The following is a 19,838-nucleotide window of genomic DNA, read 5'->3' on the forward strand; positions in this document are numbered from 1 at the left end:
CCCACCTTAGGCGTAGGGGTCGGCGAACCTCTACGGATGAGGGTGTCACAGTCACGCCGAGTCCGTCCCGGTGGCGGGCTCGGCGTAGCGCAGGGGCGCGGGTTCGCGGACGGCGTTGATCTCCAGCTCGTCCACCGCGTCGATCCGTCCCATCCCGCCTCCGGTGCGGATGGTCGACATCGCACCGCCGGGGATCTCGAGGGCCGGTCCCAGTGCGCTCGGGTCGCCGATCGCCGCCCAGAGGAACGGCGGGCTGACGATCTGGCCGTCCACGACGATGCCCTCGCTGGTCTCGATCAGGTACGACGATGCGACCAGACGGACGCCGTTGAGCTCGATGACCTCCGCGCCCGCGTTGCGGAGCTCCTCAAGCACCGTCAGGAGGGCGGTGGCCCGCAGCCGCGTGTCGCCCTCGGTGATCCGCACCGTGACGCCCGGACCGACGGCGGGCAGCCGCCCGGAGAGGATGCCCTGGCGCTCGGCGCGCTCGACAGCGACCTCGAGCGCGGCGGCGTCGTCCGCCGTCCCGGACTGGAGCTCGTCCCGCTGCTCCCGGAGCGTGCGAACCTCGTTCTCCAGGTCCCCTCCGCGCTGGGTCACCTCGTCGAGAATCCGCACGAGCTCCGACTGGCGCAGGGACGACAGCGACTCCGTCTGGGTCTGCTGCACCTGGACGACAAGCGCGAAGCCCAGCAGCGCGCACAGCAGCGCGGCCACCACCCGCGACGTGCTGAGCCGCGGGGACAGCGCACGACGCAGCGTCCGCCACGCGTGACCGCGCTCGGGCGCCGCCTCGGCGTGCCGCGGCGCGACGTCCTGGTCGGCAGGCGCCGAGGCGTCGTCGTCCTGGCGGTCCTCGGGGGTCGGGGTCGCGTCGGGAGCCGTCATGCCTTGAACAGGTGCCGGCGGATGGCGGCGGCGTTGGAGAAGATGCGGATCCCGAGGACCACGACGACGCCGGTGGACAGCTGCGTGCCGACGCCGAGCTGGTCGCCGAGGAAGACGATGAGCGCGGCCACGACGACGTTCGACAGGAACGACACGATGAACACGCGGTCGTTGAACGTGCCGTCGAGCAGGGCGCGCAGGCCCCCGAAGAGCGCGTCGAGCGCAGCGACGACGGCGATCGGGAGATAGGGCTGCAGGCCGGCGGGCACGGCGGGCTCGAAGAAGAGCCCCACCAGCGCTCCGACGACGAGGCCGAGGACGGCGATCATCTGTGCTCCTCCTGGGGTGCCTGGCTCATGGTGCGGCTGGCCTCGGACGTGCCGGAGCCCGTGCTCAGTGATCCTACGGTCTGGCCGTCCGCGGTCGGCGCCTCCGTCTCGAGGGCGTCGGCGTGGAACAGCTCGGTCGCGCGGCCGGCGCGCGCTTCGATCCGCTCGACCTCGCGCATCGAGGAGGAGATGCCGTAGCGAGAGCCGAGGACAGACAGCTGCTGCTGCCCCACGGACCGGGCGAACCCGACCGACAGCGCTTGCGGGTCACCCACGGCGGCGATCGTGTAAGGGCTCGCGAGCCCGATCAGGTCCACCAGGATGGCGTCCCCGGCGGAGCGGATCGCGCTCGTCGTCGTCAGCCGGATGCCGTTGACGGTGACGGCCTCGGCCCCGGCGGACCACAAGGCGTTCACGACGATCTGCAGGTCGTAGTCCTGGACCCGGGATCCCCGCTCGGCGTCCGCGCCCGGGACGGTGACCGCGTCCGCGACCACCAGCTCGATCCCGGGACCGGTCACGGCGACCGTGCCAGCCACGGCAGCATCGCGGCGGGTCGTGGCGAGCAAGTTGGGGAACGTCTCGGCCAGGGCCGCTGACTGGAGGTCGTCGATCTCCGCGTCGAGCGCGTCGAGCTGACCGGCGAGCTGGTCCGCAGCGGCCTGGCGCTGGCCGATCTCCTCCTCGAGCAGCGCCCGGGCGGAGAGAACCTCGGGCGCGGGTGCGCGCAGGACAGCGGCGGCGGTGGCGGTCACCGCGCCCAGCACCACGGCGATGAGGACGACGATCGCCTGGCCGAGGAGCGTCCGTCGAGGTTCGGTTCCCGCCGCGCGTCGCGCGGCGGCCTCCGCGTAGCCCGGATCGAGGGGCCGGTTCATCACCTCGTCGAGGAGCACCATGGACGCGTCGGGGCGCGGGACGGACCGCGTGGTCGATCTCGGCACTCGTGCCCCCTCTCCTCGCCGCCCATCCTAGGGGCGGCCTGTGTCCCACCTCACCGCGACCGGCGCGCGAGGAACCGCCCAAAAGACGCCAGCGTCCCGTAGAGTGGGCACTTCCTTGTGGAGTTCGTCGCGTTTCCCGCGTGTAGCTGTTCAGTTGGTAGCTGCCCACCGCGGTGGGAGCAGGTGGCCGTCATCGGCCGTGTGTGTCTCGGGATTGCGACGGCGTCGGTATCAAGACCGCGCCAGCTCCGGACGCATCTACGAACGGTTGAAGCACCTCTATGTCTTCTGACACCACCATGCCCGCGCCCACCACCACCGAGACCCCGGACCTCACGTTCGCCGAGCTCGGTATGCCCGAGGCGCTGAACCAGGCCATCGCGGACCTCGGCTTCACGATCCCCTCCCCCATCCAGGCCCAGGCCATCCCGGCGCTGCTGGCCGGTCGCGACATCACCGGCGTCGCGCAGACCGGAACCGGCAAGACCGCCGCGTTCGGCCTGCCGATGCTCGCCGCGCTCGACGCGAACCTTCGCGAGACGCAGGCCATCGTGCTCACGCCGACGCGCGAGCTCGCCATGCAGGTCGCCGAGGCCATCGAGACCTTCGCCAAGCACCTGCCCGGGATGGAGATCGTCGCCGTGTACGGCGGCGCCCCCTTCGTCCCCCAGCAGCGCGCGCTGGGCCGTGGCGCCCAGGTCGTCGTCGGCACGCCCGGTCGTGTGATCGACCACATGGAGCGGGGCACGCTCAAGATGGACGGCATCCGGTTCCTCGTCCTCGACGAGGCCGACGAGATGCTCCGCATGGGCTTCGCCGAAGAGGTCGAGAAGGTGTTCACCGCCGCGCCGACCGAGCGCCAGGTCGCGCTCTTCTCCGCGACGATGCCCGCGCCCATCCGCCGCGTGGCCCAGGCGCACCTGCGCCAGCCCGTCGAGATCGCCGTCTCCCGGCAGTCGTCCACGGTCTCGGCCGTCAAGCAGACGTTCGCGGTCGTGCCGTTCCGCCACAAGGTGGGCGCGCTCACCCGCGTCCTCGCGACGTCCGACGCCGACGCGGCGATCGTCTTCTGCCGCACCCGTGGTGCTGCCGAGGAGGTCGGTTCTGCGCTGATCGAGCGTGGCATCTCCGCTGCGACCATCTCCGGTGACGTCGCCCAGAAGGAGCGCGAGAAGATCGTCGAGCGGCTCCGCTCGGGCGCCCTCGACGTCCTGGTCGCCACCGACGTCGCCGCCCGCGGGCTCGACGTCGACCGCATCGGTCTCGTCGTGAACTTCGACCTCCCGGGCGAGCCCGAGGCGTACGTGCACCGCATCGGCCGCACGGGCCGCGCCGGCCGCACCGGTGTCGCGCTGTCGTTCGTCACGCCCGCCGAGCGCGGTCGCCTGCGCGGCATCGAGCGCACCACGCGCGTCACGCTCGAGGAGATCGAGATCCCGACTCCCGCCGACGTCTCCGCGCACAAGTCGGCGTCGACCCTCGCCCAGGTGAGCGAGCGCGTCGGTGCCGGTCGCCTGTCGCTCTACCGGGGCCAGATCGAGGCGCTCCTCGCCACCGACGAGCTGGACCCGCTCGACCTCGCCGCGGCCCTGCTCGCGCTGTCCGTGGGCGACGACGGCCCCAAGGCGCGTGCCGAGCAGCTCGCGGCCGAGGCCGAGCGCGACGAGGCCAAGCGTCTCGCCGAGCGCGCCAAGACCCGCACGAACGACCGGGGCGAGAGCCGCGGACGCTACGAGGACCGCGGCGAGCGTGGCGGGGACCGCGGCGGCGACCGGCGTGGCGCGATCGGCACCCGCTACCGCCTGGCGGTGGGCTTCACGCACGGCGCGCAGCCCAGCGGCATCGTCGGTGCGCTCACGAACGAGGGCGGCCTCAACGGCAAGGACCTCGGCAAGATCGACATCTTCCCGAGCTTCTCCCTCGTCGACATCGCCGCGCCCATGGACTCGCAGACCCTCGACCGCATCTCGCGGGCGCGCGTCGCCGGCAAGCCGTTGCGCATCGCCGTCGACCAGGGCCCCGCGCCGCGGCGAGACAGTGCCGAGCGCCCGGGCCGCGACCACGCTCCGGCGGGACGCCGCCCGGCGCGTGAGGACCGCTACGAGACGCGACCGAAGCGCCAGCGCACCTTCAGCTGAGCCCGCCGCGGGTCGCCTTCGCCGGCGGCCCGCGGACAGCGGACGAACGAACGCCCTGCCCTCCCGGTGATCCGGTGGGGGCAGGGCGTTCGTCGTCGAGCCGCGGCGGGCCTCGGTGGGCTCCGCTGCGTGCCGTCAGCCGGCCGGCGGGCGGGGTGTGCCGTGCGCGCCGACGAGCGTCGCTAGGCGGCGCGCCTCCTGGGTGGCGAAGGCACCGTCGGCGCTCTGCACGGCCATGACGGCGAGCTCGTTGCCGTCCACCAGGTCGAGCGAGACCCACGGCTGGCCCGAGCCGAACCGGACACCCTCGATCTGGTCCCAGGCGAGCACGGTCGTGTGCACCAGGTTGCGTACCCGGATGCCCTCGGGCGTCACGAGCGCGTGCACCGTGGCGTGCCGCCAGACGAGCAGGAGCCCCAGGCTGAGCACGGCGACGAGCCCGGCCGTGTTCAGGGCGTCGTAGCCGGTCCCGGGCGCCCCGGGCGAGGTCAGCCACAGCACGACGCCGCTCACGGTGAGCAGCCCACCGATGCCGGCGCCGACGACGCGGGTCATCCGCGGCCGGAACGGCGTGTAGAGGGTCGGTGCGTCACCAGCCACGGTGCTGCGCCTCAGAGCCGGCAGGCGTGGATCGACGTGACGATGATGGCGCGGGCCCCGACGTCGTAGAGGTCGTCCATCACCCGGTTGGTCTGTGCGCGCGGGACCATCGCGCGGACCGCGGCCCACTCGGCGTCGTGCAGCGGGGAGACGGTGGGCGACTCCAGGCCCGGCGTGATGGCCACCGCGGCCTCCACCTTGGTCAGGGGTACGTCGTAGTCCATGAGGACGTACTGACGGGCCGTGAGCACTCCCTGCAGCCGACGCGTGAGCGTGGCCAGGCCGTCGGGCTCGGGGCCGTCGCGGCGGATCATCACGGCCTCGGAGCGCAGGATCGGCTCGCCGAAGATCTCCAGCCCGGCGGCACGGAGCGTCGTCCCGGTCTCGACGACGTCAGCGATGAGGTCGGCCACACCGAGCTTGACCGAGCTCTCGACGGCCCCGTCCAGGTGGACGATGGCGGCAGGCTCGACGCCGTTTGCCGCCAGGTGGTCGTGCACCAGGACGTTGTACGACGTCGCCACGCGCTTGCCGGCGATCTGCGCGATGTCGGTGATGGTGCCGACGGGAGCGGCGTAGCGGAACGTGGACCGGGCGAAGCCGAGCGGCAGGTGCTCGACGGCGGCGGCGCCGGAGTCGAGCAGGAGGTCCCGACCGGTGATGCCGACGTCCACGGTGCCGGCGCCGACGTAGACGGCGACGTCGCGCGGGCGCAGGAAGAAGAACTCGGCGTCGTTGTCCGGGTCGGTGAGCACGAGCTCGCGGGTGTCGCGGCGCTGGCGGTAGCCCGCCTCGCGCAGCATCTCGGTGGCGGGCTCGGACAGCGAGCCCTTGTTCGGTACGGCGATGCGCAGCACAGGAGTCCTCGTCGGTGGTGGGGTCGGCGGGTTCAGAGGTAGCGGTAGACGTCCGCGGGCGTCAGCCCCCGGGCGATCATGAGCACCTGGGCGTGGTAGACGAGCTGAGAGATCTCCTCCGCGAGCTCGGCGTCGCTCTGGTACTCGGCGGCCATCCAGACCTCTGCCGCCTCCTCGACGATCTTCTTGCCGATCGCATGGACGCCCGCGTCCAGCTCGGCCACCGTGCCCGACCCGGCCGGCCGCTCCACGGCCTTGCGCGAGAGCTCTGCGTAAAGATCATCGAAGGTTTTCACGCGCCCCAGCCTAGTTCCCGGGACCCGGTCGCGAGATCACGTCCGGGAGACGGTCGTCACACCGCCGCGCGGCCTCAGAGAGTGCGGAGGGCGAGGGCCGTGGCGATGGCCGCCTCGACGGCCTCGGCGCCCTTGTCCTCGCTCGAGCCGGGAAGCCCGGCCCGTGCGATCGCCTGCTCCTCGTCGTCGACCGTCAGAACCCCGAAGCCCACGGGCACCCCCGTACGGATCGCGACCTCCGTCAGGCCCTGGGTCACGCCCTGGCACACGAACTCGAAGTGGGGCGTACCGCCCCGGATCACCACGCCGAGGGCGACGACGACGTCGTACCCGGCCTCTGCCGCACGCGCGGCGACGACGGGGAGCTCGAAGGAGCCCGGCACCCGCACCGTCGTCACGTCGGTGAGGTTGGCGCGCTCGAAGGCGCGCTGGGCACCGCCGATCAGGCCGTCCATGATCTGGGTGTGCCAGCTCGCGGCGACGAGCGCGGCGCGCAGGCCCGTCCCGTCGACCGTGACCGTGGGTGCTCCGGCGCCGCTCATCGCGGGTCCTCCTCCATCGTCGTGGTCGCACCGTCGAGGAGCAGCTCGTGCCCCATGGCGACCTTCTTCGTCAGCAGGTAGTCGTGGTTCTGCGGGGTGTGGCCGACCTCGATCCGCTCGGTGCCCTCGACGTGGACGCCGCTCGCCGTCAGTCCGGTGACCTTAGCCGGGTTGTTCGTCAGCAGGGTCACGGTGTCGAGACCGAGGTCCTTGAGGATCGCGGCCGCCGCACCGTACTCACGGCGGTCGGCGGGCCAGCCGAGCTCGAGGTTCGCCTGCACGGTGTCGTATCCGGCGTCCTGCAGCGCGTAGGCCCCGATCTTGGCGAGCAGCCCGATGCCGCGCCCCTCGTGGCCCCGCAGGTACACCACGGCTCCGCCGCGCTCGGCGACCAGGCGCATGGCCGTGCGCAGCTGCGGACCGCAGTCGCAGCGCAGGGAGCCGAACGCGTCGCCCGTCAGGCACTCGGAGTGGACGCGCACCACCGGCGTCGCGTCCGGCGAGGCGACCTCGACCGGAAGGAGCGCGACGTGCTCGGCTCCGGTGCGCAGGTCGCGGTAGCCGCGCACGTGGAAGTCCCCGTGCGCGGTCGGCAGCCGTGCCACGTCCGTGGCCTCCACGCGGTTGCCCGGCGCGACGTCGTCCTCGGACTCGCCGTGGGCCGGGTCGTGCGCCAGGCGCCACGCGATGAGGTCGGCGATGGTGATCAGCACGAGGCCGTCCCGCTCGGCCAGCGCGGCCACGTCCGGCAGCCGCATCATGGTGCCGTCGTCGTTCACCAGCTCTGCGATCGCACCGACGCTGCCCGCGCCCGCGAGCCGCACGAGGTCGACCGCGGCCTCGGTGTGCCCGGCGCGGTGCAGCACTCCCCCGGCGACGGCGCGCAGCGGCAGGACGTGGCCGGGTCGGATCAGGTCCACCGGGCCCGAGGCCGGGTCAGCGAGGACGCGCAGGGTGCGCGTGCGGTCGGCGGCGGAGATGCCCGTGGTGACGCCCGTCGCCGCGTCGACCGTCACGGTGTACGCGGTGCGGCGCGGGTCCTGGCTGTGCGGCACCATGAGCGGCAGCTCGAGCGCGTCAGCGCGGCCGGCCGGCATGGGCGCGCAGAGGTAGCCCGACGAGTGCCGGATGGTCCACGCGACCCACTCGGACGTCGCCGTGCTCGCGGCGAGCACGACGTCCGCCTCGTTCTCACGGTCGGGCGAGTCCGCGACGAGCACGGGACGGCCCGCGGCGATGGCCGCCAGGGCCTCGGGGATGGTCGACAGTCTCATGCGTCCTCCTGGGTGAAGCGCTCGACGTAGGTGCGCGCGAGGGCGACCTCGGCGTCGTCGAGGTCAGCGGGGTCCGCGGTCTCGGCACCTGGGGTGCCCGCCGCACCGGGGGTACCAGCGGCGACGAGGCGCTCGACGTACTTGGCCATCACGTCGACCTCGAGGTTGACCCGGCTGCCCGGCACGAGGGAGCCCAGCGTCGTGGCCTCGAGCGTGGTCGGGATGAGCGACACCCCGAAGACGTTGCCGGTCACGTGCGTGACGGTCAGGGAGACGCCCGAAATCGTGATGGAGCCCTTGCGGGCGAGGTACCGAGCGAGGTCGGCGGGGACCTCGACGTCGACCTCGTCCCACCGCTCCCCGGGCGTGCGGGCGACGATCGTGCCCACGCCGTCGACGTGGCCCTGCACCGCGTGCCCGCCGAGGCGCGCGCCGGCCTGGAGGGCTCGCTCGAGGTTGACGCGGGCACCCGGGACGAGCCCGCCGAGCGCGGTGCGCGTGAGCGTCTCCGGCATCACGTCGGCGTCGAAGGTCCCGTCGCCGAGTGCGGTGACGGTCAGGCACACGCCGTCGACGGCGATCGAGTCGCCCAGCCGGGCGTCGGACGTCACGAGCGGGCCGCGGACCACGATCCGCGCGTCCTGCCCGAGGTCCTCGAGCGCGACGAGCTCCCCGAGCTCCTCGACGATTCCGGTGAACATCTATCTCTCCTGCTCCGAGCCCACAGGCTCCTGGCTGAGGTCGCAGACCAGGACTACGTCCGGTCCGAGCTGGGTGACGCTGCGCGGGTGCAGGCGCACGGCGTCGGCGATCGTGGCGACGCCGAGGTCCTCGACGGCGCTCTTGCCGGCCCCGAGCAGCACGGGCGCGACGTAGGCGTACACCTCGTCGACGAGCCCGGCCCGCAGGAACGCGGTCACGAGGCGTGGTCCGCCCTCGACGAGGACGTGCCGGACCTCGCGGGCGTGGAGCACGGCGAGCACCGCCGCGGGGTCGTGGCTGCGCACGTGCACGAACCGCTCGCCGCGCACCCGGGCGTCGTCGGGCAGGTCGCGCAGCCCGACGACGACGCGCCAGGGCTCGGGCTGCTCGTCGCCGCGTGCGGTGGTCGTCGGGCTCGACGAGGTGTGCGTGCCCGAGGGGTCCGCGGGCAGTCGGACGGTGAGGGCGGGGTCATCGGCCAGCGCGGTGCCCGTGCCGACGACGATCGCGCCCACGCGGGCCCGGAGGCCGTGCGCGTGGGTACGGGCCTCGGACGAGGTGATCCAGCGGCTCGTGCCGTCCGCTGCCGCGATCCGCCCGTCGAGGCTCGCCGCGGTCTTCACCGTCACGAAGGGGCGCCCGCGGCGTACGGCGGTCGACCACTCGCGCACGAGGGCGGTGGCAGCGCCGGACGGGTCGAGCGGGCCGTGCACGTCCACGCCGGCGGCGCGCAGCCGCGCAGCGCCACCCGCGGCGACCGGGTTGGGGTCGGCGACCGCGTAGGTGACGGACGCGACCCCGGCGTCGATCAGCGCCTCGGCGCAGGGGCCGGTGCGTCCCGTGTGGGCGCACGGCTCGAGCGTCACGTAGGCGTGGGTGCCGTGCAGCGCGGTTTCCTGGGCGGCGGCGGCCGCGAGGGCGGCGGCCTCGGCGTGCGGGGTGCCGGCTCCCCGGTGCCAGCCCTCGGCGACGATCACGCCGTCGGCGTCCGTCACGACGCAGCCGACCCGCGGGTTCGCTCCCCCGACGGGACCGCGCTGGGCCAGCGCGACGGCGCGGGCGAGCGCGTCGTCGGGCCCGGTGACACGGTGCTCTGGCATGGAACCTTCCCGGATCAGGGCTCCGGGGGTGGGCGCGCGCAACGCGTCGCGGACGGCACGAGGCCGTCCGCGTCACATGCGCCTCTCATCCGGACTTTGACCGTCGGTCCTGGAGTTCCACCAGGTCGGCCCGTCCCGCGTCACCCGGTGGGAGACGTGGAGCAGGTTCGCGGACTGTGACCGCCGGCTCGGATTTTCACCGACCCCGGAGCATGTGCTCTGGCGCTAACAATGCCACAACCGGCCGGGGTATTCCGCAACCGTGCCTCAGTGGGTGTGCCGCGCCGCCATCGTGCGCAGGGTCGCGATCTCGGCGGGGATGTCCGCGGCCCCGAACACGGCTGATCCCGCCACGAAGACGTCGGCGCCGGCCTCGGCAGCGCGGTCGATCGTCTCGCGCGAGATGCCGCCGTCCACCTGGACGGAGATCTCGAGGTTCGCCGCGCTGATCGCCTCGCGGACGCGGCGGATCTTGCCGAGCGTGCCGTCGAGGAACGACTGGCCGCCGAACCCGGGCTCGACCGTCATGACGAGGACCATGTCGAACTCCGGCAGCAGATCGAGGTAGGGCTCGATCGGGGTGGCTGGGCGCAGGGCGATCGCGGCGCGCGCACCCTGCTTGCGGATCTCCCGGGCGAGGCGCACGGGCGCGGCCGCGGCCTCGGCGTGGAAGGTCACCGAGGAGGCCCCGGCCTCGGCGTACGCGGCGGCCCAGCGGTCCGGGTCGGCGATCATCAGGTGCACGTCGATCGGCAGCGGGGTCACCGCGAGCAGCGCCTGCACCACCGGCAGGCCGAGCGTCAGGTTCGGCACGAAGTGGTTGTCCATGACGTCGACGTGCGCGGCGTCGGCCGACGCGATCGTCTTCAGGTCGCGTTCCAGGTTCGCGAAGTCCGCGGAGAGGATGCTGGGGTTGATCTGGGCAGCCATGGCGCTCACCCTAGCGCTCGGCCGGCGGCCTGCGCCGGAGCACCGTGAGATGCATGGCGTCGGTGCCGTGCACGTGCGGCCACAGCTGCACGTGCGGGCCGGCGTCGAGCTCGATCTCCCCGACGCTGACGTCGCGTACGAGCGTCGCGGCGTCGAGCAGCTCGACGTCCGCGTGCCGCGCGAGGACGTCCTGCACGACCAGGCGCGTCTCCGCCAGGTGCGGCGAGCAGGTGACGTACCCGACGACGCCGCCCGGGCGCACCGCCAGGAGCGCCGAGTCGAGCAGCTCGTGCTGCAGCGTCGTCAGGACCGGCACGTCCGCCGGGGTGCGCCGCCAGCGCGCCTCGGGACGACGGCGGAGCGCGCCGAGCCCGGTGCAGGGCGCGTCGAGGAGCACGCGGTCGAACCCGCCGGGATCCGTCTGGCCGAACCGGCGGCCGTCACCCACGACGACGTCCTCGACGGCGTCGGCGGGGACGGCTGCCAAGGACTGCTCGACCAGCCGGGCGCGGTGCGGTGCGACCTCGTTCGCGAGGACACGTGCCCCGCGCTCCCCCGCCTCGGCGGCCATGAGCGTGGCCTTGCCGCCGGGGCCGGCGCACATGTCGAGCCACCGGGCGTCGGGACCGTCGACCGCGGCGGCGAGGAACGCGAGCGTGACCAGCTGGCTGCCCTCGTCCTGGACGCCCGCCGCGCCCGCCCGCACCGCGGGGATCGCGCCGGGGTCCGTCCCGGAGAGGATGCCCGCGGTCGCGGCGTAGCGACCGGGCCGGAGCGTCGCGCCGGCTTCCGTGGCCTCCGCGGCGAGCGCGTCGACGTCGAGCAGGCCGGGGCGGGCGACGAGCGTCACCCGGGCGGCGTCGTTGTGCGCGGCGAGCAGCTCGTCGAGCTCGGCCACGTCGCGCCCGGTCGCCCCGAGCGACTCCCGCAGGGCGCGCGCGATCCACACCGGGTGGCTCTCCAGCAGGGCGCTGCGCTCGACGCCGTCGACGTCGGCCGAGATCCGCGCGAGCCACTCCTCGAGCGGGGTGCGGGACACGGCCCGCAGGACGGCGTTGACGAGCTGCGCGCTGCCGGCGCCGACGTGCGCGCGGGCCAGCCCGACGGTCTCGGACACGGCTGCGTGGGTGGCGACGCGCATCCCGAGGATCTGGTGCGTGCCGAGGCGCAGGATGTCCAGCACCGGCTCGTCGAGCGACGCCAGCGGGCGGGTCACGCAGTGCGCGAGGATCGCGTCGTAGCGCCCGCGCAGGCGCAGGGTGCCGTAGGTGAGCTCGGTCGCGAAGGCCGCGTCACGTCCGGACAGGTGCCGACGACGCAGGGCCGGCGGCAGGACGAGGTTGGCGTACGCATCCGACCCGCTGACCTCGCGCAGGACCTCGAAGGCCACCTCGCGCGCGGCGTCGGTGCCGCGGCGGCGCTGGCCGGGCGCGAGCGCACCGCGCGGTGCGGGGATGTCGCGACCGCGGCGCTCGCGGCCCTGGGCGTCGCGGTAGGGCTGGCCGCTCATGCGGCACCGAGCCGGAGACCGTCGGCGACGGGTGTGCCGTCGGTCAGGCGGGCACCACGGGCCCAGTCGGCCGCCGGCATGTGCTTCTTGCCCACCGGAGCCACGTCCCCCAGACGTACCGCTCCCCCGGCCACGCCGACGACGACGTCGCGCTTGGTCACGCGGATCTCGCCAGGCGCGAGGGGCGCTGCGGCGGGGTCGTCGACGACCGTGACCGGGCCGAGGCCGAGGCGCGCGCCGTCGGGAAGCGTGGTCCAGGCGCCGGGCGCGGGAGTGCATCCGCGGACCTGGCGGTCGACGGCGAGGGCCGGGTGCTCCCAGCGCACGCGTGCGTCGTCGGCGGTGATCTTCGCGGCATGGCTGACGCCGTCGGCGCTCTGCTGCACCGGGGTGAGCTGGCCCGTCTCCAGAGCGTCCATGGTGGCGACCATGAGCGGCGCGCCGGCGAGCGCGAGGCGGTCCAGGAGGTCGCCCGAGGTGTCGCGCGGACGGATGGTCTCGGTCAGGGTTCCGAGCACGGGTCCGGTGTCGAGCCCGGCCTCGATGAGGAAGGTCGTCGCGCCCGTGACCTCGTCGCCCGCCATGATCGCGCGCTGCACGGGTGCCGCGCCGCGCCAGGCCGGCAGCAACGAGAAGTGGAGGTTGACCCAGCCCAGTCGCGGGATCTCCAGGGCGTCCGGGCGCAGCAGCTGCCCGTAGGCCACGACCGGCGCGCAGTCGACGTCGAGCGCCCGGAGCCGGTCCTGGACCTCGGGATCGCTGGGGCTGCCCGTAATCACCTCGATGCCGAGCTCCTCGGCGCGAGCGCGCACCGGGCTGGGCGTGAGGTGTCGGCCGCGTCCGGCACGGGCGTCCGCGCGCGTCAGGACGGCGGCGACCTCGTGGGGAGAGGCGACGAGGGCATCGAGGGTGGGGACCGCCACGTCGGGGGTCCCTGCGAACAGAAGGCGCATGATCACTCATCCTAGGTGGCCCGTCAGCGCCGCCGAGCGTCCGCTCCCCTGTTGCGTGGGGCCAGAACGCGACCGGCCCCCCGCCGCGGGTGCGACGGGGGGCCGGTGGCTGGAGCAGGTCAGGCGTCGCGGCGCATGCCGAGCGCCGAGATCCCCGCGCCGAGCGCGAGCAGCGTCAGGATGCCGCCACCGATCGCGAGGGGCTTCTGCGGACCCTCCTCGACGTCCGCCTTCAGCTTCGCGTTGCCGTCCGCCACCTGCACGGTCCCGCTCTGCAGCTCGCCGGCACCGGCCGAGAGCTGGTTGGTGCCGTCGGAGAGGTCCTTCGCGCCCTGCGCGAGGGTGGTCGTGCCCTCCTTGAGGGTGGTGGCGCCCGTGGCGAGCTCCTCAGAACCGTCCGCGAGCTCGGTGGCCCCAGCGTCGAGGCGCGTGACGCCGTCGGTCAGCTGACCGGCGCCGGCGGCGAGCTTGCCAGTACCGGCGACCAGCTCAGAGGCGCCGGAGGCCAGCTGCGCGTTGCCGTCGCGCAGCGTGAACGCGCCCGACCGCAGCTCGGCCGCTCCGGCCGCGAGGCGGCTCGCACCGGTGTTCAACTCCTTGGTGCCGGCGGCGAGCGTGCCCGTGCCGTCGACGAGGGCCGAGGTCCCGGCCGAGAGCTGCTTGGCACCGGTGCGGAGGTCGCCTGCGCCCTGCGCGAGCGTCTCGGCACCCGTGGCCACCTGGTCCGTGCCGCCGGCGAGCGCCTGGGCGCCCGCGTTCAGCTTCTTCGTCCCTGCGGAGAGCTCACCGGCGCCGGCGGCCAGCTGCGCTGTCCCGCCCTCGAGCCGCGGCGTCGCTTCGGCCAGCTGGCCGGTGCCCGCCTTCAGCGCCTTCGCGCCGTCCACGAGCTTGTCGGCCCCGACGCCCAGCGGGCCCATGGCCTCGGTGTTGAACTTCTTGCTGCCCGCCGTCAGGGACTGGACCGTGCTGAACGTCCGCTGCAGCTTGTCGACGAGAGGAGGTCCGTCGATCCCCTTGCCCGTGACGATCTTCGCCTCGAGGAGCGACGCGCCGTCCGACACCTGCCTGGCGCCCGCACGAAGCTGGGTCGATCCGTCGACGAGACCGGTCTGCACGCCCTCGATCCCGTCGAGGTACACGCGCACCGCCGCCAGCTTGGCCGACGGCGCGAGGTCGGTGTCGCCCACGATCCGGTCGATCGCTGCGATCCCGTCCGCGATCTGCGCGGCGCCGTCCTCGACCTGCTGCGCGCCACCCGCGAGCTGCGGGACACCCGCCTTGAGGTCCTTGATCCCCGGCGGCACATCGGCGGCGAGGCCCGACTCGAGCTGAGCCAGTGCCGAGAAGAGGCCGGTGTCCTCCGCAGACTTGAACGGCTTGTTCAGGGCCTGGTCCGCGGCAGCGACACCACCCTGGAGCTGCTGTGCACCAGCGCTGAGCTCGCCCGCGCCGGCGTCGACCTGGTTGATGCCGGCCGCCAGCTCGACCGCAGACCCCTTGAGCTGGCTGGTGCCGGTCGCGAGCTCGCCGGCTCCCGCCGAGACCTCCTGCGTCCCGGCGTAGAGCGCCGCGGCGCCGTCCGCAGCGGCCCGGGCCCCGTCAGCCAGGTCCCCGGCCCCGCTCCGCAGCGTGCGCGTGCCCTGGTAGAGCTTGGCGGCGCCGGTCTGGAGCTGGCCAGCCCCGTCCTCGAGGTCGCCGGCGCCCGTGTTGAGCCGCTTCGTCCCGGCGGCGACATCCCCGGCACCCGCGCTCAGCGTGCTTGCGCCGTCGGCCAGCTTGCCGGCTCCGGCAGCGGCGTCGCCGGCACCTGCGGCGAGCCGACCGGCACCTGCGTTGGCGTCGTTCATCCCGGCGGAGAGCGTCGTGGCGCCGTCGAGGAGCTCCGTGCTGCCCTGCTTGAGGGCGCTGGCGCCGTCGTTGAGCCGGGTCGATCCGTCCGCGAGCTTCGCCGCTCCTGCGTCGAGGTCCCCTGCCCCGGCCGCGAGCTTCGTCGCGCCCTCGGCGGCCGAGGTAGCCCCGGACGCCAGCGTGACGGCGCCCTCGGACACCTGGCCCGACCCGTCGGTGAGCCGGACGGAGCCGTTGTGGACCTTGTTGTTGAAGAGCATGAGGAAGACGATCAGCCCGATGGCGGTGATCGCCAGCAGGACCAGTGCCACCACGTGCAAGGTGGTGGCGGGCCTGCGGCCCGTTGAAGCAGAGCTCATGTGATGTCCAATCCCTGCGTGCTGCTGCACGCGAAATCGTGAACGGCCGCGAGGCGACCTGGCTTGCATCCCTGCGAGTCAGGGGTGGCACCGGTGTGCCGGGTCTTCGCCCTCGGCGCACGCCGGAGGCAGCCAGGTGCCGCCCGGGGCCTCCTTGCCCCGCGCCGCACCCAGCAAGCACCTGGAGCGCCCCGTCACCAGCGACGAGACAATTAACTAAAACTCCAAGTATCAGGTAATTCCACATTCAGCGTAGCAAGGGCGGCGCGCAAATGTGAAGCACATCACAAGGAATGTGGTGCGTGCGTGTCGTATTCAGGTCCTAGGACCCAGGCGGAGCACCGACGGGAGGCGTATCGAGGGTCGGGTGCGCCTCAGAGCCGCGCGGCGGCCTCGACGCATGCGTCGTGCACGAGCCGCGCATAGCGGCGTGCTCCCGCCTCGGACGGGTGGATGCCGTCGCCCGCGAGCTCGTCGGTGTGCTTCTTGATGGTTCCCGCCCAGTCCGCCACGGCGACGTTGGGATAGCGCTCGGCGGCGCGCGCCAGCTCCTTGTTGGTGCCGCGGATCCACCGACGCTCGGCGAACCCGTTCACGAGCACCACCTGGCGTTCCGGGCCGACGACGGACATGACGTCGTCCATCTGCTTGTCGGTGAGCGTGGAGTTGGTCGCGAGACTCAGAACGACGACGTCCCGCAGCTTGCCCTTGCGCTCGAGCTTTTTCAGGAGCGCGGGCGCGTCCGCCATAGGCCGGGCCACGTCGGCGTCGATGCGCGCCTTGGGCAGAGCCTCGGCGAGGGCCGCAGCACTGGCGAGCGTCACGGAGTCGCCGATCACCGTCACCTGCCGTCCGTCCACGGGCGCGGCCGGCTCTTGCTCGGCTGCCGGCGCGTCTGGCGCCGCGGCGTCGACCGACGGGGCCTCGGGGGGCGACGCCTGCGGGGACGGGGTGGCTTCAGCTTCGGGGACGGCGACGACGGCCTCCGGAGTCGGGTCCGGAGCAGCCGGTGGTGAGGACGGGGCAGGGGGCACTGTGGTCGGCGGCTCGGTGGCCGGGCGCTCGTCCGACTCCTCGTCCTCCTCGTCGCCCTCGATGACGAGCGCCTGGCCCGCGAGGATCTGCCGCTCGGTCGCCGACTCGCGCGGCGCGATAGCCGCCGCTGCGGTGGTCATGGACACGGTCACGACCAGCCCTGCGGCCACGGCGACCGCCCGCGGGTGCAGCGGGCCGCGCTCCCCCGGGGCGACCGGCAGCGCCCATGCTCGCAGCGCGCGGGCCGCACCGCGCCAGCCGAGCTCGACGACGGGCCGCTCGACCCAGCGGTAGGAAGCCGCGGAGAGCGCGACGGTGAGCACGATCGTCGTCGTCCACACGAACGGCACGCCCGAGCCGTCCCGGTACTGGGGGGCGAACATCTGCGTGAGCAGGACCAGGATGGGCCAGTGCCACAGGTACATCCCATAGCTGCGCCGGCCCACCCACACGGCGGGGGGCGTCGCGAGCGCCCGGACGAGCAGACCCGGCGCCGCGCCGGGCGTGACCAGCGCAAGCACCACGACGGCGGCGGCGACGGACACCGCGAGCAGCCCACCGCGGTACGTCACTGCGGACTCCCACGGGAGGGCGGCAGCGGCGAGGAGCAGGGCGCCGAGCGCCCACGGGGCGCCGCGGCGGACCCAGCCGATCCCGCGCGACGCAGGGGCCCAGGTCCACCGCGCCGCGACGAACGCGACGACCGCCCCGACCATCAGGCCGAAGACGTGCGTGTGGGTGGCGTAGTACACCGCCGTGGGATCGGCGTCGGCGCGGAATCCCAGCGCCATCGCACCCGCCGACAGGCCCGCGATCGCCGCGGCCGCGCCCGCCGCCCACCGCCGCCGCAGGACCGCGAGCAGCGCGACGAGCAGCAACGGCCACACGAGGTAGAACTGTTCCTCCACGGCCAGGGACCAGAGGTTGGCGAACAGCTGGGGTGCCAACGCCGCGAAGTACGAGTCGCCGCCCGTGATGGCGAGCCAGTTGCTGGAGAACGTCGCGGCGCCCAGGACCTGCCGATCGACATCGACGAGGAGGTCCCCGCCCACGACGAGGGCCGCCGACGTGCAGGCCAGGACGACCAGCGCCAGGGCGGGGAGCAGGCGACGGATGCGCCGCTCCCAGAACGCGCGGAAGCTCACTCCCCCGCCGGCGTGCTCACGCAGCAGCCCGGCGGTGATCAGGTACCCGCTGAGCACGAAGAACACATCGACACCGATGAACCCGCCAGGCACCGCGAGGGGCGCCAGGTGGAACGCGACGACCATGAGGATCGCCACGGCCCGGACCCCGTCGAGGGCCGGGATGTGCGCGGGTCTCGAGCTCACCAGTTCCCCTGCTTCCATCCTGCTGCATGCTGCAGCACAACTCTCGCACGCGGGCTGCGCCCGCCCCGCCATGACACGCGGCGGCGGCGCTACAGCAGCTCTGCCGGGTCCAGCTGGACGACGACGGCACCCGGGTCCTTGCGGGCCGTGCGCCCGCCGAGAGCACCCTTGACGGCGTGCGCGAGCGCGCGGCCCTGCCCCCGCGGCGCGCGGACGATCGCGCGCACGGGGGCGCCCGCCAACGTCGACTCTCCGGCCTCCGCAGCGAGCTCCACGGGACCGAGCACGGCCCCGCCCGGCGGCAGCGTGAGGCGGTCGAGGAACGCGGCCACGGACATCCGGTCGCCCGTGACCGAGGCGACCCGCACAGCCGGGGGCAGTCCGAGCTCCACACGCTCGGCGTGATCACGTGCCGCAAAGCCCGCAGGGTCCCACCGGACGAGTGCGGCGGTGGCGGCGGGATCGCCGTCGCCGACCAGCGCCACGATCCCGCCCTGCCCGGAAGGGCGCACGAGCTGCGCCGCAGAGATCCATCGGTGCAGCGCGTCGTGCGTTGCGAACATGCTCATGCCGAGCGACGCGAGCGCCGCGTCGAGCAGCACCGCCGCGGCATACCCACCAGCGACCGCGGGCTCCGCACCCGGCGTGGCGACGACCAGCGCCGGACGGGAGGGCAGCGCGTCCAGCACACCCGTGCTCGCGCCCGAGACCCGAACCGTCGCACCGGGGAACGCCCGGCCGAGCTCCTCGGCGGTCCGGTCCGAGCCGATGCGCGCGAACCGCAGCTGGGTGCCCGCACACTCGGGACACCGCCAGCCGGCGGCGAGCCTGCCGCACCACCCGCACTGCGGGTCGCCCGCGACGGCGCCCAGCCCGAGCGGTCCGTGGCACTCGCGGCACCGCGCCGCCTCACGGCAGCCCTGGCAGACGACCACGGGCACGTAGCCCTTGCGCGGGACCTGGACGAGCACCGGACCGCGCTCGAGACCGTCCCGCAGCAGCCGCCACGCCGCCGACGGGATCCGTGCGACCGCGCCCTCGGAGGCGAGCTCGGCCGACGTCAGCGCGCGTACCCGCGGTGCGCGGGCCCGGACCGTCGCGCGGTCCGCGACGATCTCCTGGACCCATCCGGCCGCCACGAGCGCCTGCGCAGGCGCGGAGCGCGCCGGCGACCCGATCAATAGCGCGCAGTCCTCGAGCTCTGAGCGCAGGGCGAGGACCTCGCGCGAGTGCGGGGCGGGGCTGCGCTGCTCGCGGTGGTTCGGGTCCGCATCGTCCCAGCAGACGACGAGGCCCAGGTCCTGCACCGGAGCGAACGCCGCAGCGCGCGTCCCGATCACGATCCGCACGTCGCCCCGCAGCGCCGCGAGGAAGCTGCGGTACCGCGCAGCGGGGCCGTCGTCGGCCACGAGCCGCCCGACCGCTCCCCCGTTCCGGCCCACGACCGGCAGCCCAAGGCGCTCGAGCTCGACCTGGAGGCGCGCCACGTCCCGGCCGTCGGGAAGGACGACGATCGCCCCGCGCGCGACGTCGTGGCAGGCGCGCAACAGCTGAGCGAGCGCCACGGCCCACCCGTGCGTCGCCGCCTCGGGGTCCAGCTCGGCGGCAGGCAGTGCCGTCCACACCGCGCGGGGCGCGTGCCCGGCCTGGACGTGCTGCACGAACGCTGCACCGCCCGCGTAGGCGGCCCACGCGCTCGCGGACTCCCCCGGAACGGGCGCCGCAGCGGTCGGCTCGGGAGCACTCCCGGCGGGACGCTCGGCGTCCTCGGTGCGCGCGTGCCGTCCCGGGATCGCGAGGCGCAGGACGTCGGGAAGCGTGCCCGCGTAGTGGTCGGCCACGGCGCGGCACAGCGCGAGCGTCGCCGGGGTCAGCACGGGCTCGGCCGAGACGACGCGGCGCAGGAACGCGAGGGTCCCGGTGTGGTCCGACGCGCCGGCGCGCTCGACGACGTAGCCGTCCACGTCCTTGGCTCCGAACCGGACCTTGACCCGGGTGCCCGGCTGCGCAGCGTCGGCCATGGACGACGGCACCAGGTAGTCGAAGAGCCGGTCCAGGTGCGGCACCGGGACGTCGACGACGACGCGGGCGACCGGGTCGACCGTCGCGGGCTCGATGTCCTGGGCACCGACGGCCCGCGAGCGTCGCACCGGCATGCCCGGCAGGGCAGGCTGCTGCGCGGCGGGCTCGGTCACACGGGTG

At 74.0% G+C, this 19,838-nt stretch carries 17 protein-coding genes and 1 riboswitch; of the genes, 1 reads left to right on the forward strand and 16 read right to left on the reverse strand.

Features of this window, described 5'->3' with window-relative positions; all coding sequences use genetic code 11:
• Nucleotides 1-51: 51 nt before the first annotated feature.
• The 3 genes from BMZ30_RS06115 to BMZ30_RS06125 are packed head-to-tail and all read right to left on the reverse strand — an operon-like array spanning nucleotide 52 to nucleotide 2,161.
• Nucleotides 52-888 carry a DUF881 domain-containing protein gene (locus BMZ30_RS06115; protein ID WP_093376208.1) on the reverse strand — a complete coding sequence of 279 codons (837 nt, stop codon included), beginning with the start codon at nucleotides 886-888 and terminating at the stop codon, nucleotides 52-54.
• A complete protein-coding gene (locus tag BMZ30_RS06120; protein ID WP_093376211.1) occupies nucleotides 885-1,217 on the reverse strand; it encodes a small basic family protein in 333 nt (110 codons plus the stop codon). Before BMZ30_RS06120 ends, BMZ30_RS06115 begins: the two co-directional genes overlap by 4 nt.
• Nucleotides 1,214-2,161 (reverse strand): DUF881 domain-containing protein, encoded by a 948-nt coding sequence (locus BMZ30_RS06125; protein WP_143073138.1) that lies wholly within the window; start codon nucleotides 2,159-2,161, stop codon nucleotides 1,214-1,216. The genes BMZ30_RS06120 and BMZ30_RS06125 overlap by 4 nt, the downstream gene beginning before the upstream one ends.
• Nucleotides 2,162-2,442: 281 nt before the next feature.
• Here BMZ30_RS06125 and BMZ30_RS06130 point away from each other — a divergent pair, with 281 nt between their 5' ends.
• Nucleotides 2,443-4,299: a DEAD/DEAH box helicase gene (locus tag BMZ30_RS06130; protein WP_093376215.1), complete on the forward strand. Its 1,857-nt coding sequence runs from the start codon at nucleotides 2,443-2,445 to the stop codon at nucleotides 4,297-4,299.
• A 135-nt stretch (nucleotides 4,300-4,434) separates the two neighbouring features.
• On the opposite strand, the gene BMZ30_RS06135 is transcribed toward BMZ30_RS06130, so the two are convergent.
• The 13 genes from BMZ30_RS06135 to BMZ30_RS06195 form a co-directional block, all read right to left on the reverse strand.
• Complete coding sequence (locus BMZ30_RS06135) at nucleotides 4,435-4,899, reverse strand: PH domain-containing protein (protein WP_229828555.1); 465 nt, start codon at nucleotides 4,897-4,899, stop codon at nucleotides 4,435-4,437.
• A gap of 11 nt (nucleotides 4,900-4,910) precedes the next feature.
• Nucleotides 4,911-5,756, reverse strand: coding sequence for an ATP phosphoribosyltransferase (gene hisG / locus BMZ30_RS06140; protein ID WP_093376218.1), 846 nt, complete (start codon nucleotides 5,754-5,756; stop codon nucleotides 4,911-4,913).
• Between the two features lie 32 nt (nucleotides 5,757-5,788).
• Nucleotides 5,789-6,052: a phosphoribosyl-ATP diphosphatase gene (locus BMZ30_RS06145; protein ID WP_093376220.1), complete on the reverse strand. Its 264-nt coding sequence runs from the start codon at nucleotides 6,050-6,052 to the stop codon at nucleotides 5,789-5,791.
• Nucleotides 6,053-6,126: 74 nt separating this feature from the next.
• Nucleotides 6,127-6,594, reverse strand: a complete 468-nt coding sequence (ribH, locus tag BMZ30_RS06150; protein WP_093376223.1) for a 6,7-dimethyl-8-ribityllumazine synthase — start codon at nucleotides 6,592-6,594, stop codon at nucleotides 6,127-6,129.
• Entirely contained in the window at nucleotides 6,591-7,868 is a 1,278-nt protein-coding gene (gene ribB, locus BMZ30_RS06155) for a 3,4-dihydroxy-2-butanone-4-phosphate synthase (RefSeq protein ID WP_177191295.1), read from the reverse strand. The genes ribH and ribB overlap by 4 nt, the downstream gene beginning before the upstream one ends.
• A complete protein-coding gene (locus tag BMZ30_RS06160) occupies nucleotides 7,865-8,569 on the reverse strand; it encodes a riboflavin synthase (RefSeq protein WP_093376225.1) in 705 nt (234 codons plus the stop codon). The genes ribB and BMZ30_RS06160 overlap by 4 nt, the downstream gene beginning before the upstream one ends.
• Complete coding sequence (ribD, locus tag BMZ30_RS06165; RefSeq protein ID WP_093376227.1) at nucleotides 8,570-9,670, reverse strand: bifunctional diaminohydroxyphosphoribosylaminopyrimidine deaminase/5-amino-6-(5-phosphoribosylamino)uracil reductase RibD; 1,101 nt, start codon at nucleotides 9,668-9,670, stop codon at nucleotides 8,570-8,572.
• A gap of 73 nt (nucleotides 9,671-9,743) precedes the next feature.
• A riboswitch (FMN riboswitch) is annotated at nucleotides 9,744-9,887 on the reverse strand.
• A gap of 50 nt (nucleotides 9,888-9,937) precedes the next feature.
• Nucleotides 9,938-10,600, reverse strand: a complete 663-nt coding sequence (rpe, locus tag BMZ30_RS06170; RefSeq protein ID WP_093377339.1) for a ribulose-phosphate 3-epimerase — start codon at nucleotides 10,598-10,600, stop codon at nucleotides 9,938-9,940.
• A gap of 10 nt (nucleotides 10,601-10,610) precedes the next feature.
• A complete protein-coding gene (locus BMZ30_RS06175; protein ID WP_093376229.1) occupies nucleotides 10,611-12,110 on the reverse strand; it encodes an RsmB/NOP family class I SAM-dependent RNA methyltransferase in 1,500 nt (499 codons plus the stop codon).
• Nucleotides 12,107-13,063 (reverse strand): methionyl-tRNA formyltransferase, encoded by a 957-nt coding sequence (gene fmt, locus BMZ30_RS06180; RefSeq protein WP_093376231.1) that lies wholly within the window; start codon nucleotides 13,061-13,063, stop codon nucleotides 12,107-12,109. Before fmt ends, BMZ30_RS06175 begins: the two co-directional genes overlap by 4 nt.
• A 119-nt stretch (nucleotides 13,064-13,182) precedes the next feature.
• Nucleotides 13,183-15,222, reverse strand: a complete 2,040-nt coding sequence (locus tag BMZ30_RS06185; RefSeq protein ID WP_177191296.1) for a YhgE/Pip domain-containing protein — start codon at nucleotides 15,220-15,222, stop codon at nucleotides 13,183-13,185.
• Between the two features lie 422 nt (nucleotides 15,223-15,644).
• Nucleotides 15,645-17,636: an acyltransferase family protein gene (locus BMZ30_RS06190; RefSeq protein WP_177191297.1), complete on the reverse strand. Its 1,992-nt coding sequence runs from the start codon at nucleotides 17,634-17,636 to the stop codon at nucleotides 15,645-15,647.
• Between the two features lie 89 nt (nucleotides 17,637-17,725).
• Nucleotides 17,726-19,831 carry a primosomal protein N' family DNA-binding protein gene (locus BMZ30_RS06195; RefSeq protein ID WP_229828553.1) on the reverse strand — a complete coding sequence of 702 codons (2,106 nt, stop codon included), beginning with the start codon at nucleotides 19,829-19,831 and terminating at the stop codon, nucleotides 17,726-17,728.
• Nucleotides 19,832-19,838 lie beyond the last annotated feature (7 nt).

The sequence above is a fragment of the Flavimobilis marinus genome (genome assembly GCF_900113055.1).
In the GTDB taxonomy this organism is placed as follows: domain Bacteria; phylum Actinomycetota; class Actinomycetes; order Actinomycetales; family Cellulomonadaceae; genus Flavimobilis; species Flavimobilis marinus.